The organism is Chitinibacter tainanensis DSM 15459 (genome assembly GCF_000429785.1).
Lineage (GTDB): Bacteria > Pseudomonadota > Gammaproteobacteria > Burkholderiales > Chitinibacteraceae > Chitinibacter > Chitinibacter tainanensis.
Window position 1 is genome coordinate 267,001 of the sequence record NZ_AUCN01000017.1, and the last position, 14,997, is coordinate 281,997.

Annotated in this window: 9 protein-coding genes; 5 read left to right on the forward strand and 4 right to left on the reverse strand. The window is 58.4% G+C overall.

The window, feature by feature from the left end; all coding sequences use genetic code 11:
- Positions 1 to 56: 56 nt before the first annotated feature.
- Complete coding sequence (locus tag G482_RS0106045) at positions 57 to 1,067, reverse strand: sulfate ABC transporter substrate-binding protein (protein ID WP_028449288.1); 1,011 nt, start codon at positions 1,065 to 1,067, stop codon at positions 57 to 59.
- A gap of 180 nt (positions 1,068 to 1,247) precedes the next feature.
- Positions 1,248 to 1,967, reverse strand: coding sequence for an oligogalacturonate-specific porin KdgM family protein (locus tag G482_RS0106050; RefSeq protein ID WP_028449289.1), 720 nt, complete (start codon positions 1,965 to 1,967; stop codon positions 1,248 to 1,250).
- 250 nt (positions 1,968 to 2,217) lie between these two features.
- Here G482_RS0106050 and G482_RS0106055 point away from each other — a divergent pair, with 250 nt between their 5' ends.
- From G482_RS0106055 to pbpC, 3 genes are all read left to right on the forward strand, one after another.
- Positions 2,218 to 2,517: a DUF2325 domain-containing protein gene (locus G482_RS0106055; protein WP_028449290.1), complete on the forward strand. Its 300-nt coding sequence runs from the start codon at positions 2,218 to 2,220 to the stop codon at positions 2,515 to 2,517.
- 261 nt (positions 2,518 to 2,778) lie between these two features.
- On the forward strand, positions 2,779 to 8,472 hold the full coding sequence (locus G482_RS0106060) for an alpha-2-macroglobulin family protein (RefSeq protein WP_028449291.1): 5,694 nt from the start codon (positions 2,779 to 2,781) through the stop codon (positions 8,470 to 8,472).
- Between the two features lie 7 nt (positions 8,473 to 8,479).
- Entirely contained in the window at positions 8,480 to 10,678 is a 2,199-nt protein-coding gene (gene pbpC / locus G482_RS17525) for a penicillin-binding protein 1C (RefSeq protein WP_051258784.1), read from the forward strand.
- 112 nt (positions 10,679 to 10,790) lie between these two features.
- Here pbpC and G482_RS0106070 read toward each other — a convergent pair whose 3' ends face one another.
- Both G482_RS0106070 and G482_RS0106075 read right to left on the reverse strand, forming a co-directional pair.
- The gene (locus tag G482_RS0106070; RefSeq protein ID WP_028449292.1) at positions 10,791 to 11,522 is read right to left on the reverse strand and encodes a YebC/PmpR family DNA-binding transcriptional regulator; all 732 of its coding nucleotides are present in this window, start codon (positions 11,520 to 11,522) and stop codon (positions 10,791 to 10,793) included.
- 120 nt (positions 11,523 to 11,642) lie between these two features.
- Complete coding sequence (locus G482_RS0106075; RefSeq protein ID WP_211227573.1) at positions 11,643 to 12,353, reverse strand: glutathione S-transferase N-terminal domain-containing protein; 711 nt, start codon at positions 12,351 to 12,353, stop codon at positions 11,643 to 11,645.
- A 123-nt stretch (positions 12,354 to 12,476) separates the two neighbouring features.
- Here G482_RS0106075 and G482_RS0106080 point away from each other — a divergent pair, with 123 nt between their 5' ends.
- Entirely contained in the window at positions 12,477 to 12,842 is a 366-nt protein-coding gene (locus G482_RS0106080; RefSeq protein ID WP_028449294.1) for a response regulator, read from the forward strand.
- Between the two features lie 24 nt (positions 12,843 to 12,866).
- On the forward strand, positions 12,867 to 14,996 hold the full coding sequence (locus G482_RS0106085; RefSeq protein WP_028449295.1) for a chemotaxis protein CheW: 2,130 nt from the start codon (positions 12,867 to 12,869) through the stop codon (positions 14,994 to 14,996).
- Position 14,997: the final 1 nt, after the last annotated feature.

Here is a 14,997-nt window from a genome sequence, read left to right on the forward strand (position 1 = left end):
GGGTATTGCTCGCCAGCCAAGCTTGGGATTGGCTTGGCTGGCTATACCTAGTGGGCTTATTTCTTTTTGGCGATGTCGGCGGCAATCTGATCGTAAATCGCGCCATCATCAAAGAATTTTTTCTGCGCCGCTTTCAGGCCACCAAAATCGGCCACGCCAAACAGTTTGATCGCCGGAAATTGCTTCGCGTATTTGGCTGCGACCGCTGCATTGCGGGGGCGCAGGTAGTTTTGCGCGGCGATTTCCTGGCCTTCCGGGCTCCACAGATAGCTCAGGTATTCGGTGGCGGCTTTGCGGCTGCCTTTTTTGTCGACCACTTTATCCACCACGGCCACGGGCAGGTCGGCATCAATCGATACGCTTGGGTAGATCACCTCGAAATTGCCGCGGCCAAATTCGCGCGCAATCATTTCGGCTTCATTTTCAAACGTAACCAACACATCGCCAATCTGGCGCTGCATAAAGGTCGTGGTGGCTGCGCGGCCGCCAGCATCCAGCACCGGTACATTAGCAAACAGCGCTTGGGTGAATTCGCGCGCTTTGGCTTCGTTACCGCCATTTTGTTTCAGCGCTGCGCCCCAGGCCGCCAGGAAAGTGTAGCGACCATTGCCGCTGGTTTTCGGGTTGGGTACCACCACCTGAATGCCGGGCTTGGTGAGATCCGCCCAATCCTTAATGCCTTTGGGGTTGCCTTTGCGCACAATCAGCACTTGCAGGCTGGAAAATGGCGCGGCCTCATTCGGGAATTTCTTATCCCAGCCTGCGTTGATCTGTTTGCCTTTCTCGACAATCGCGTCAATATCGGTGGCCATATTCATGGTGACTACATCGGCTTCCAGCCCATCAATCACCGAGCGCGCCTGTTTGCTTGAGCCGCCGTGCGATTGCTGAATAATCACTTTGTCTTTGAATTTGGCTTCGTAGTATTTGCTAAAGGCCGGGTTGTAATCTTTATAAAAATCGCGCATCACATCGTAGGAGACGTTCAGCAAAGTGGTATCGGCGTGGCTCAAGGCTGCGGCTGAGCCCAAAGCAAGGGCAACTGCCCAGTGGCGCAATGAAGTCATGGTGAAGCTCCAAATTGATTGAGGTGACCCTGACTGTAACAAGCAGCCGAAGCTAGAACAAAGAATTTAAGGTGATTTTGATATAACCATTTTATCTTTGGGCATAAAAAACCCCTTTGCGCGCAAAGGGGTGAATCGGAGGCTTAAGCGGCCAGCCTTGTGTTACGGTGGGGGCGTGCCTTAGAAGCTGTAAACCAGACCCAGCCGGAAGCGCCAATCGTCGGTCAGTGCTTTGTTTTTGATCAGCGCATCAGGCAGGTAGCCGATCTCAGCATAAGGCTTGAAGTTGGCGTTCAGCTTGTAGGCCGCGCCGACATTGTGCTCGTAAAGATTGCTGCTTTTATCTGGGTAAGCGTAGTTATTCAGCTTGTGATCCCAGCGGAAGTTGTAATAGGTTTCCAGATCTTTATTGAAGGTTTTGCGCAGCCATAACTCGCTGCGGGTGGTGTCATCGTTATCCCATTGCTTGGCCAGATCGCGGGTGTCGCGGGTTTTGTGCTCGTAGCGTACGCGGGCATCCAGGCGCCAGGTAGGGGCAAAAGCCCAGTTGGCGCGCAAGCCGATCTTGGCGATGTCGCCGCTGGCCTTGGTATCTTGGAACAGTACGCTCGGTAGCAGCGTCAGGGTGTCGCTGACTTTGTATTTGTAATACAGCTCCAGCTCGTTTTCTTTCCAGCGCGCCTGATCAATGCCTTCACCTGCTTTGCTGGTATTGTCGACTACATACTCAAAGCCAGCGCCAATGCCATTGCTCCACTCATGATTCAGCAAAACACGGGATTCAAATTTATCTTGCTCGCTGCGATATTGGCCGCGGACATCCACGCTGGCGGCACTAACGCTGCCAGCCAGCACGCTCAGGCTTAGGGCCAGAGCCAGAATAGGGGTTTTGTTATGCATGTGCTCATCCTCAGGTAGGGTCAAAACTGGGTGACTGCGCTGTGGCAGTGCTGATGAGCTGCATCCTACTGGATGTCACTTAAATTTAATAATACTTAAATGTGATTTTAATATAACTGTTCTTCATTATTGTTCGGGATGGATTTTTGATGTTTGGTTATGTAAAACTAACAAATAATAATTAAAAGAAATATAAAGGTGGTGTTAGTCTGGGTGCTCACTCTGTTCGCCGCATAACAAGGAGCTCATCATGCAGGCACTGATCGTCGGCGCTGATCATCTGGGCGCTATCCCCGCGACGCTGGCCGAGTTTGGCATTTCGGTCGGTCATCATGTGACCGGCCGCAATCCGGTGCACCAGCGCAGCCCGAAAAACCTCAAAGGCATGGAGGTGGTGATTTTGTTTACAGATTTTCTCAATCACAACACCATGCGCAATTACCGCGATCTGGCCCAGCATCGCCAGCTGCCTTGCGTGGCCTGCCGGCGCAGCAGTGCTGATTTGATCCGCACACTGGAAAGGCTGGGCGCTAAACGCCAGCTGCAATAGCTGAGCCAGCGCTGGTCTGCTGGCCGTGGTGTGGGGGCCTGCGGGTGGCCGGGTTTCCAACCGTGTAGCCAAGGGCAACGCGCGACGGCGCCATTGGCCAAGCCACGCTAGGCCCTGTGTTTCGCGCATGGCAAGTCTTGGCGCGCTGTGCGCTAGCGCACCGTCTGTGTGGCTAGGGTTCTGCTCGCCTGTCTTCCCAAGTACAATCCTGTAATCAATTTGAAAGCACGGGTTGTTTATCCCGGCAGACGAGGACAGGCTATGCGCAAGCAATCGGCGGCAATCATCCTAAGTGGACTACTGGGCGGCCTGACCGCGCTGGCGCAAGCCGCCACGGTGGCGGTGTTTAGCCCGCAGGGCGAAGTGAAACAGGTCGATCAGGTTAGAGTGAGCTTTGCTGCGCCGGTGGTGGCGCTGGGCAATAGCGCAGCCCCCGCGCCGCTGACCTGGAACTGCCCACTCAAAGGCCAAGGTCACTGGGTGGATGACAAAACCTGGGTGCTTGATCTGCAGCAGCGTTTGCCTGCCAAGACCGATTGCCGCTTTACCCCCAAAGCCGGCTGGAAAGATCTGCAAGGCCAGCCGCTGCCGGCTAATCTGAGTTTCCGTTTTTATACCGGCCTGCCGCAAATCACCCGCAGCTGGCCGGAGGAAACACTGATCGAAGAAGAGCAAGCCTTTGTGCTGCAATTTAATGGCCAGCCGCCGGCGATTGAGCAGCTGTATTGCCAGGCCAGCAGTCTGCCCGAGCGCCTGCGCATGCAGCTGGTGTCGGCCAGCGAGCGCGAGCAAATCGTGCAAGCGCTGGATTTGCGCAAAGTGGCGGGGCAGTTAATCGTGGCGCGTTGCGCCCAGCCACTGCCGGCGGAGAGTGATGTCCTGATTGTGCATCAGCGTGGCCAGAGCCAGCCGGATCGGCTGCGCTTTAAAGTGCGCGCGCCATTTAAAGCTACGCTCAGCTGCGAGCGTGAAAATGCCAAGGGCGCGTGTATTCCATTCAAGCCCATCCGGCTGCAATTTAGCTCGGCCGTGCCGGCTGCATTGGCCAATGCGATTCGGCTGGTGGGCGATGGTGTCGAGCGCAGCCCTGAGGTTGACGGCGCCAATCGGGGTGAGCCAGTAGAGGGCATTAGCTTTAAGCCGCCGTTTCCCGCGCTGGCCGAGCTCACGGTTAAATTACCCGCCGATTTGGTCGACGAAGTGGGGCGGCCGCTGGTGAATGCGGCGCGTTTTCCTTTGCCGGTGAAGCTGGGTGATTATCCACCGCTGGCCAAATTTGCCGCGGCGCCTTTTGGCATTATCGAATCAGGCCCCGATGCGCTGGTGCCGCTCACCCTGCGCGGGGTGGAAAAAAACCTTGCGATTCAAAGTGTGCAGCTGGGTGGGCAGAGCCTGCAGCTCAAATCCGACGCCGACATCATGGCCTGGTACAGCAAGGTCAATGATTACCACGAGACCACGGTGCGGCTAAACAATAAAGACGTGCAAACCCGCCGCTTGTCGTTGCTAAGTAAAGACCCGCATGCACAAGCGCTCAAACTCCCCAGCCAGCCCGATCAGCAAGGGCGCTGGCCATTTGAGGTAGTGGGCGTGCCGCTGCCACAGCCAGGTTTTTATGTGCTGGAAGTCTCATCCCGCCTCTTGGGTCGTGCCTTGCTGGGGGCGGATAAGCCGATGTATGTGCGCACCACGGCGCTGGTCACCAATCTGGCGGTGCATCTGAAAACCTCTTCCAATAATCAGGCGGTGTGGGTGACCACGCTGGATAAAGCCAAGCCGGTAGCCGGGGCCAAGGTGGCGATTTACGATTGCCGCCGGCAGGCCTTGTGGCAAGGGCAGACCAATGCGCAGGGCTTTGTGATGGTGGAGCGTGCGCTCACCGAGCGGCGCGATTGCGACGATGATCGTGATCTGTATGTGTTTGCCCGGGCGAAAGATGCCAAAGGGCAGAAAGACGTCTCGTTTGTGCGCTCCAGCTGGAATCGCGGGCTGGAAGCTTGGCGCTTCCCTTATCCGAGCTATTTTGACGAAACCTCGGCCATTGCCGCGCACAGCGTGCTGGATCGCAGCCTGCTGCGCGCTGGTGAAACCGTCTCGATGAAGCATTACTTGCGCTTGCGCACCCCGCGCGGGCTGAAGCTGTTGCAAGCCGAAGCGTTGCCGCAGCAGCTGCGCATCGTGCACGAAGCCAGCGGCGATGAATTTAAATTTCCGCTCAGCTGGCGCAAAGGCCGCTATGCCGAGAGCCGTTTTACCTTGCCGGCGGCAGCCAAGCTGGGTGAATACAGCCTTTACATTGAGCGCAAAGGCATGCGCCAGCGCGAAATGCACGGCGAGGCCGCCAATCCTGTGCTGGATGGCTACTCGCTCCAAAGCGGCACTTTCCGGGTCGAGCAATTCCAGTTGCCGACCATGACCGGGGGTATTGTCGCCAACAAGAACGCTGGTGTGGCTGCCAAGGAAATACCCCTGGCCCTTTCGCTGGCATGGGGCAATGGTGGGCCGGCGAAAAACTGGCCGGTGCAAGTGAGCGCCATGCTGGCTAGCCGCTTTGGCTCGCCGGCCAATTACGAAGCGTTCACCTTTGATCCCCCCCGCGCGGCCAATCAAAGCGAATCGTCGCTAGATGGCAAAGTGGTGCTGGACAAAGCCGCCGTCAAGCTTGATGCCAATGGCAACGGCAAGGTGGTGGTGAAAAATCTGCCCGCCTTAGATCGCCGCTACGAGCTGGTGAGCGAAATGGCCTTGGCCGACCCGAATGGCGAAGTGCAAACCATCAGCCGGCGCATTCCACTCTGGCCCGCGGCCTTGCAAGTGGGCTTGCAGATGGATAGCTGGATTACCACCGCACGGGCTTTGCAAGCCAAAGCCGTGGTGCTGGATACCAATGATCAGCCGGTGAAAGGGCAGAAAGTCAGCATCAAGCTGCGCGAGCACCGCTACCTATCTAGCCGCAAGCGGCTGGTAGGCGGCTTTTATGCCTGGGAGCACAACGAAGAGATTGAAGACAAAGGCGAGGTGTGCAGCACCACCACCGATGCGCAGGGCTTGGCGTATTGCGAGGTGAATTTTAAAGCCGCCGGCAATATGGAGCTGGTGGCCGAAGTGCAGGATGCACAAGGTCAGCGCGTGCGCAGTGCGCAGGAAGTCTGGGTGAGCCAGCATGACGAGTTGTGGTTTGATGGCGATAACAACGACCGCATCGACGTGCTGCCCGAGAAAACCAGCTACGCCCCCGGTGAAACCGCGACTTTCCAGGTACGGATGCCGTTCCGCAAAGCCACGGCCTGGATCGGGATTGAGCGCGAAGGCATTCTGGAAACCCGCGTTGTCGAGCTGGAGGGCAAAACCGCTAGCTTTAGCCTGCCGATTGCCGCTGACTGGACGCCGAATGTGTATGTGTCGGTGCTGGCGGTGCGCGGTCGCGTGCGTGATGTGCCGTGGTATTCCTTCTTTACCTGGGGCTGGAAATCACCGGTGGAATGGTGGCAGGCCTATTGGCAGGAAGGGCGCGACTACACCCCGCCAACGGCCTTGGTTGATCTGTCGCGGCCGGCCTTTAAATATGGGGTGACGGAAATCAAGGTGGGCGAAGCGGCCAAGCGGCTGCAGGTCAGCGTTACCCCGGCGAAGGCGAGCTATGGTATTCGCGAGCAGGCCGAAGTTACCGTGAAAGTCACGCTACCGAATGGCCAGCCAGCGCCCGCCGGCACCGAGGTGGCCTTTGCTGCGGTCGATCAGGCCTTGCTGGAATTACAGCCCAATGAGAGCTGGAATTTACTGCAAGCTATGTATCAGCGGCATAGCTTTGGGGTGGAAATCGCCACCGCGCAGCTCGAAGTGGTCGGTAAGCGCCATTACGGCCGCAAAGCCTTGCCACCGGGCGGCGGTGGCGGCAAAGCCCCCACCCGCGAATTACTGGAAACCCTGCTGACCTGGCAGCCTGCCGTGGTGCTGGATGCCAAGGGTATGGCCAGGGTGCAGGTGCCGATTAATGATGCGCTAACAACCTTCAAGCTGGTGGCGGTGGTGGATGCCGGGCCAGATTTATTTGGCACCGGCGAAGCCAGCTTTACCGTGCGGCAAGATCTGCAGCTGACCGCGGCTGTGGCGCCATTGGTGCGCGAAGGCGATCAGCTGGCGGCTGGCGTGAATGTGCGCAATGGCAGCGAGCGCAAAATGGCGGTGAAAGTGACGGCCAGCGCCTCGGGTGTGGCTGCGCTGACGCCGCAGCAGGTGGAGATTCCGGCAGGTGAAGCGCGCTTTGTGAGCTGGCCGCTGACCGTGGGGCAAAATCTTAGTCAGCTAGCGTGGCAGTTCAGCGCGCAGGAAGTGGGCGGCAAGGCCAGCGATCGCTTGGCCGTGCAGCAGCAAGTGGAGCCGGCGGTGCCGGTGACGGTGGAGCAGGCCACCTTGCTGCGGGTGAGTAGCGCTGGTGTGACTGTACCGGTGGGCTTGCCGCCCAATGCGTTGGCGGGCCGTGGCGGTATTCGCATCAGCTTGCAAAGCAAACTGGGTAATGAGCTGCCGGCGGTGAAACGCTGGTTCAGCGAATACCCGTATTCCTGCCTAGAGCAGCGTACTTCGGTCGCGCTGGGGCTGGGGGATAAAACCCGCTGGCAGCGGCTGATGAGCGAATTGCCGCTGTATCTCGATCAAGATGGTCTGGCATGGTATTGGCCGGTCAGCGAATCAAATGGCAGTATTGGCAGCGATACCCTCACGGTGTATCTGTTGGCGGCGGCGCAAGAAGCCGGTGAAACCCTCCCCGATGCGCCGCGGCAGCGCATGCTCAATGCGCTGGTGGCACTGGTGGAAGGCCGTTTGAAACGCCAGCTGCCACTGGGGCGCCAAGATCAGGAAGCTCGGTTGCTGGCCGCAATGGAAGTCTTGGCGCGCTATGGCCAATTCAAGCCGGCCATGCTCGATGTGCTGGAGCCTAATCCGCAAAAAATGAACACCGCCATGCTGATCGATTGGCTGTCGCTTTTGCAGCGCGCCAAGGCCAGCCTGCCGGCGAGCTTTAATCTGGCGGCCAAGCAGCAGGAAGCCAGCAATCTCTTGCGCGCCCGCCTGACTTACCAAGGGCCGCGACTTGGCTTTAGCACCGAGCGAGATGATTATGCGTGGTGGCTGATGGGCAGCCCCGATGTCAATGCCGCGCGGCTCTTGCTGGTAGCGCGCAGCCTGCCCGATTGGCAAGGCGATATCCCACGCTTGCTCACCGGCTTGTTGGCGCGCCAACAAAAAGGCCATTGGCAAACGACCACAGCCAATCTGTGGGGCACGCTGGCGGTGGCGGCCTTCTCGCGGCAGTATGAAACCGTGCCGGTATCGGGGAGCACAAGCGCTCAGCTGGGCGAGAAAACCCTGGCGCTGAATTGGCCTAAAGAGGGCAGCCAAGCACTGGGCCTCTTGCCTTGGCCAACCGGCGGTAAGGGCAATCTGGCCTTGAAACACAACGGCAGTGGCGAGCCATGGGCCACAGTGCAGGCCGAGGCGGCGCTTGTGCTCAAAGCCCCGCGCTATGCCGGTTATGGCATCAAGAAAACTGTGACCCCGGTCAGCCAGAAAGTCGCCGGCCAGTATCAGCCGGGCGATGTACTGAAAGTGCGGCTCGAAATCACCGCCCAAAGCGATATGACTTGGGTGGTGGTGAACGACCCCATTCCGGCCGGGGCCACGATACTGGGCAGCGGCTTGGGCCGCGATTCGGCGATCGAGGCCAAAACGGCCACTGGTGATGGCGGTGCGGATTATGTGGAGCGGACTTTCAGCAGCTATCGCGCCTATTACAGCTATGTGCCGCGCGGCGAGCTGGTGCTGGAATACACGGTGCGGCTCAATCAGGTGGGTACTTTCCAGATTCCGCCAACCCGGGTTGAAGCGATGTACGCGCCCGATGTGTTTGGTATGTTGCCCAATGCGGCGCTGAAGGTGCAGCCCGCGCCGTAGGATGGTGATGTTAGGTTTGAAAATCACCGGGCCACGTGCTTGGGGCGTAGGGCTGGCGGCGCTACTGCTGGCCAGTCAGATGGCCTTGGCTAACCCGAGTTTTCGCGAGGTCAGGGCCGCTTGGCGCTCCTCCGATGTGCTGGTGCTGGATCGTCAGGGCCAGCCGCTGCAACGGCTACGGGTGGATATGCAGCAGCGCCGGCTCGATTGGGTGGCGCTGGCTGATATCTCGCCCGCCATGCGCTATGCGCTGGTGGTGTCGGAAGATCGGCGCTTTTATCAGCACAGCGGCGTCGATTGGTCGGGCGTGGCCGCCGCGGCCTGGGCAAATTTATGGAATACCCGCACCCGGGGTGCCTCGACACTCACCATGCAGCTGGCGGGCTTGCTGGATGCGGATTTGCGCGCTGGTCAGCAGGGCCGCTCGCTGTGGCAAAAAGTCGGGCAGGGCTGGTCGGCCAGCTGGTTGGAAACGCATTGGCAGAAAAGCGAGATTCTGGAAGCGTATCTCAATCTGGTGAGCTTTCGTGGCGAGCTGGTGGGGCTGAGTGCCCTTAGCCACACCCTGTTTGGCAAATTGCCGCGTGGCCTCAATGCCACGGAGGCGGCGATTGCCGCTGCTTTGCTGCGCGGGCCCAATGCGGATGTAGCACGAGTCGCCAGCCGGGCCTGCAAAATTTTGCAAGACATGGCCAAACCCCAGCCTTGCAGCACTGTGCGGGTGGAGACCGAGATGGCACTGTCGCGTAGTCGGGCGGGCAATGCGCTGGCTGAGCACGATGCGCCGCATTTTGCGCGCAAACTGCTAGCGCAGCGGCCGCTCACGGCGGGCAGTACGGTGCGCAGTACCGTGTCTTTGCCCTTGCAGCGCTTTGCAACTGCCGCACTACAGCGGCATTTGGCGGCGCTGGCCAAACGCAATGTGCAAGATGGCGCCGTGGTGGTGCTGGATAATGCCAGCGGCGATATTCTGGCCTGGGTGGGCTCGGCCGGGGCGGGGCTGTCGAATGCCGCCGAGGTGGACGGAGTAACCGCGCTGCGGCAGGCGGGTTCAACGCTCAAACCCTTTTTGTATCAGCTGGCGATTGAGCGCCGTTATCTCACCGCCGCCAGTTTGCTCGACGATAGCCCGCTGGATTTGCAAACCGCCGGCGGCCTGTATGCGCCGCAAAATTACGCCAAAGATTTCAAAGGGCTGGTGTCGGTGCGCAGCGCCTTGGGCGCATCGCTGAATGTGCCGGCTGTGCGCACGATTGAAATGGTGAGCCCCACAGCCTTGCGGGATCGCTTGGCGGCGCTGGGGCTCAGTAGCTTGCAGCAAGACGGGGATTATTATGGCGCCAGCCTCGCGCTCGGGGCGGCCGATGTGCGGCTATTGGAGCTAACCAATTCCTATCGCACGCTGGCCAACGGCGGCCAAAGTAGCGCGCTGCGCTGGCTGCGCACTGATCCGCTCCCGCGCCGGCAGGCGCTGCTCAGCCCCGCTAGCAGTTTTATCGTGGCGGATATTCTGGCCGATCGTACCGCTCGGGTCCGCACCTTCGGGCTGGAAAGCGCGCTGTCTACGCGCTATTGGAGCGCGGTGAAAACCGGCACCAGCAAAGACATGCGCGATAACTGGACGATCGGTTTTTCCCGTCAGTTTACGGTCGGGGTGTGGGTGGGCAATGCCAGTGGCGAGCCGATGTGGGATGTCTCGGGCATGCATGGCGCGGCGCCCGTATGGCTGGCGGTGCTGGATCGGGCGCAGCAAACTGCCCCGGCCAGCCGCGCCCCCGCGGCGCCCGCCGGCGTTACCCAGCGCACGGTGCACTATCAGAATCAGATCGAAGCCAGCCGGGTGGAATGGTTTTTGGCCGGCACCGAACGCGAGTTGATCGTGGCCGAAACCCAGGCGATCCGAAATCAGGCGCCGGGCATCATCAGCCCGCTGGATGGCAGTATTTATGCCGTCGACCCCGATGTGCCGCCCAAGCATCAGCGCGTAATGCTGCGCGCCCGCGGCGTCAGCCAGCCGCAATGGCTGCTGGATGGCAAGCTCATTTGCCGCGCCAACCCTTGCAAATGGTTTCCGTGGCCCGGCCGGCATCAGCTTGAATTACGCGATGGGCGTGGTGCAGCAATTGAAAGCGTGAAATTTGAAGTGCGCGGCGCCTTTTTGCGCCCGCCGGCGAGCGCGCCCAAAAGCAAACCCGTGAGTCCGTGAAGGACCGTAAGTTGTAACGCAGCAAAAAACAAAGCCCGCATTAGCGGGCTTTGGGGTATATGGCTAAACCCTTTTTCGAGTAAGGCTTAGCTAGCTATACGGCTGGGGTGTATTAGTCTTGTTCGTCGAACACCGCAGTGGTGTAAACGTTTTGAACGTCATCCAGCGCTTCCATCGCATCGATCAGTTTTTGCATTTTGATCGCATCGTCGCCGGTGAGCTCGGTTTCGCCCTGCGGACGCATCGTCGATTCGCCCATTTCGGCGCTAAAGCCGGCGGCTTCCAGCGTTTCTTTGATTGTTACAAACTCGTACGGCGGGGTGATGACTTCGATCGAGCCGTCTTCATTGGTGACAACGTCTTCGGCGCCAGCTTCCAGCGCCGCTTCCATCAGGGCATCTTCATTAGTGCCGGGGGCGAAAATCAGGTAGCCGCAGTGTTTGAACTGAAAGCTCACGCAACCGTCGGTACCCATATTGCCGCCGTATTTGCTAAACACGTGGCGTACATCCGCGACGGTACGGGTGCGGTTATCGGTCAGGCAATCCACCATCACTGCCGCGCCGCCCAGGCCATAGCCTTCATAGCGGGTTTCGATGTAATCCACGCCTTCCAACGAGCCAGTGCCGCGTTTGATGGCGCTTTCGATATTGTCTTTGGGCATCGACTGCGCTTTGGCTTTATCGATGGCCAGACGTAAGCGCGGGTTCATTGCCACATCGCCGCCGCCCATTTTGGCCGCAACGGTAATTTCTTTGATCAGCTTGGTGAAGACCTGGCCGCGTTTCGCGTCCTGACGGCCTTTACGATGCTGAATATTTGCCCATTTACTGTGTCCAGCCATGATGCACCTTGAAATCAGTTCATTCGAAAAATGAAGCGTATTCTAGCACGAGCCGCCACCGCCCCGACAGCGCTGCGCTTGCGCTGTATCAAGCCGGCTGAGCGTCGTCCTGTCGTCGATTTATTCACCTAGGTGGCAAAACACCGGCGCTTGGCCTGCTTGCCATGGGCTGTAGTTGCGCATGCACTCGGTTAATAAATTACTGCCCGTCAGCTGGGCTAGCCAGGCTTGCAGCGGCGCGCTCATCTGCGTGGCAAAGGCATGGGCATTCACGGCGGCACATTGGCGGATAAAGGGCACAATGGCCAGATCGGCAAGACGGAGCTCATTGGCAAAAAGATGGGTATTGTCCGCTAGCCTAGGTTCGATATGGCTTTGCAGCCAATACAGGGCGAGGTATTGGTGTTCATCCGCGGTTTTGTCTGGGTGGCGGTCGGCATATTTATAGCGATCCAGTAGCGGCTTGAATTCGCGATCATGCGCCTGGATCAGCGCGAGTTGTGCGCTTTCATCCTGCAGTAATGTCGCCAGCTCGGGTCGTTGCGCCAGCGCCCAGCGCATGATCTCCAAGCTTTCAGTAATGGCTTCGCCGTTGGGATTGACCCACACCGGCACGGTGCCGGCAGGGTTGCAGGCCCAGAGTTCGGCTGGTTTGGCTTTCAGGCTCACTTCGCGAATTTCCAGTGGAAGCTTGGCCAGCCACAAGGCCAACCGTGCGCGCATGGCATAGGGGCAGCGGCGGAAAGAATACAAAATGGGCAGGGGCGAAATCAGCGGCATGATGGTTTGGACTTCGTTAAAGCTGGCATAAAAATCAACATAACTTGACAAGGGTTGAAAATAAGACGGGCTGCGCCATGGCAATCCGCCGAACTCTTGCCTATAAAAAAACAGGTTCTCGTCATGTTGCACCCGCAGCATGGTGGCGTAAACGATATTGTACGAGGGGGGAGTATGGCCAAGAAGATATTGGCGGTTGACGATTCTGCATCCATACGTCAAATGGTGAGTTTCACCTTACGCAGTGCAGGGTATGAAGTGGTCGAAGCACCGGATGGTAATGCCGGGGTGAATCAGGCCAAAACCACACAGGTCGATCTGGTGCTCACCGATCAAAACATGCCCGGCATGGATGGCCTGACCCTCATTCGCACCTTACGCGGTCTGCCTCAGTATGCCGCCACGCCGATCTTGATGCTAACCACCGAATCCAGCGATGCGATGAAACAGCAAGGCCGCGCAGTGGGCGCTACTGGCTGGTTGGTTAAGCCGTTTGATCCGCAGAAATTACTCGAAGTCGTACGTAAAGTCATTGGCTAGCCGCAGCGCGGGTTAGGGGGATGTATGTCTATCGATATGAGCCAGTTTATCGCTGTCTATTTTGACGAGGCGGCAGAACATTTGGCCAATATGGAATCCTTGTTGCTCGAACTGGATGTTGGCAGCCCCGATCCCGAAGACCTGAATGCCATTTTCCGCGCCGCGCACTCGATTAAAGGCGGCGCCGCTACCTTCGGTTTTGCCGATCTGGCCGAAGTAACCCATGTGCTGGAAAACCTGCTGGATCGGGTGCGTAAACAGGAAATCACCCTCACTGCGGCGATGGTGGATATTTTTCTGCGCGCGGGTGATGTCTTAAAAGACATGCTCGCCGCCCATCGCGACAATGCCCCTGTCGATACAGCGCCGATTGCCGAGATTACCGCCCAGCTGAATCAGCTTTCTAGCGAGCAAGTGCTGCCCGTGGCCAACCCGCAGCAGGCACTAACGGTGATCATCGCGGCAGGTGAAGGTTTCGAGCATGACGTGCTGTGCCATGAATTGCAGCGGCATGGTGAGCTGGAAGACTTCTCACCGGGCGACGCCCAGACTCCGTGGCGATTCCGTCTGAAAACCGCCAGCAGTCAGGCCAAGCTCATTGATGCGATGGCTTTTTTGCTCGATCCGGCCCGCATCAGTATCGAGGTAACGGGGCAGCAGGATGAAGATTTTGGTCTGTTTGCGCCTTTGCCGCTCCCGGCTACTGATTTAAGCGTGGATGAAGGTTTTGGCTTTTTTGACCCCTTGCCCGCGACGGCAGCGCCCGCTTTGCAGGATGGGGAAGGTTATGGCTTCTTTGCTCCGCCGGCGCAGCCAGTGACGGAACAAGGGGGCGAGGGTTATGGTTTTTTTGTGCCGGTTGCGGGTAGCAATACGCCCGCCGGCGTGGCTACGAAGCCGGTTGAGGCTAAACCCAGCGCAGTGCGCGCCAGTAGCGAGCGCCAGGCCGAGCGTGGTGGTGATACTTCGATCCGGGTTAGTGTCGAAAAAGTCGATCAGCTACTCAATCTGGTTGGCGAGCTGGTGATTACCCAGTCGATGCTGGCGCAAAACGCCTTGCAGCTTGACCCCGTTACACATGAGCGGCTACTGGCTGGGGTGGCGCAGCTAGAACGCAATACCCGCGAGCTGCAAGAATCTGTGATGTCGATCCGCATGATGCCGATTTCGTTTGTGTTTAATCGCTATCCACGGTTGGTGCGTGATCTGGCGGGTAAATTGAATAAGCAAGTCGAGCTGCGCATGATCGGTGAAAACACCGAGCTGGATAAAGGCTTTATCGAAAAACTGAGCGACCCCTTAACGCATTTGGTGCGCAATAGCCTCGATCACGGGATTGAAGCGCCAGAAGTGCGCCTTAGCCGGAATAAACCGGCGCAGGGCACGCTCACGCTCAAAGCCTTTCATCAAGGCGGCAATATCGTCATTGAAGTCAGCGACGATGGCGCGGGGCTCAATCGCGAGAAAATCCTCGCCAAAGCCCGCGAGCGTGGTCTGAATGTCCACGACAATATGAGCGATAACGAAGTCTGGATGTTGATTTTCGAGGCTGGCTTCTCCACCGCCGCTGAAGTCACCGATGTGTCCGGTCGCGGTGTAGGGATGGATGTGGTGCGCAAAAACATCCAGGCTATGGGCGGCCGGGTTGAAATCCAGTCCATGACCGGGGTGGGCTCAACCATGAGCATTCGCCTGCCGCTAACGCTGGCCATTCTGGATGGCATGTCGATTTCCGCCTCTGACGAGCTCTACATTATTCCGCTCACCTTCATTATCGAATCGCTGCAGCCGCGCGCGGCTGACATCAAAACCATGGCTGGGCGCGGTACGGTGATCAATGTGCGCGGTGAATACCTGCCTTTAATTGCCCTCTATGACATTTTCAGCCTGACCGCGCGCAAAACCAGCTACGAAGAAGGCTTGGTCATCATCCTGGAGGCTGAAGGCCAGAAAGTGGCGCTGTTTGTCGATGATTTGCTCGGTCAGCATCAGGTAGTGGTGAAAAATCTGGAAACCAACTATCGCCGAGTAAGTGGCGTGGCTGGGGCCACCATCATGGGCGATGGGCATGTGGCTTTTATTCTTGATGTGGCGGCGCTGGTAAAAATGGCCCAGCAAGTAACGCCCGCCGAACAAATTGCTGAACTGGTGTAAG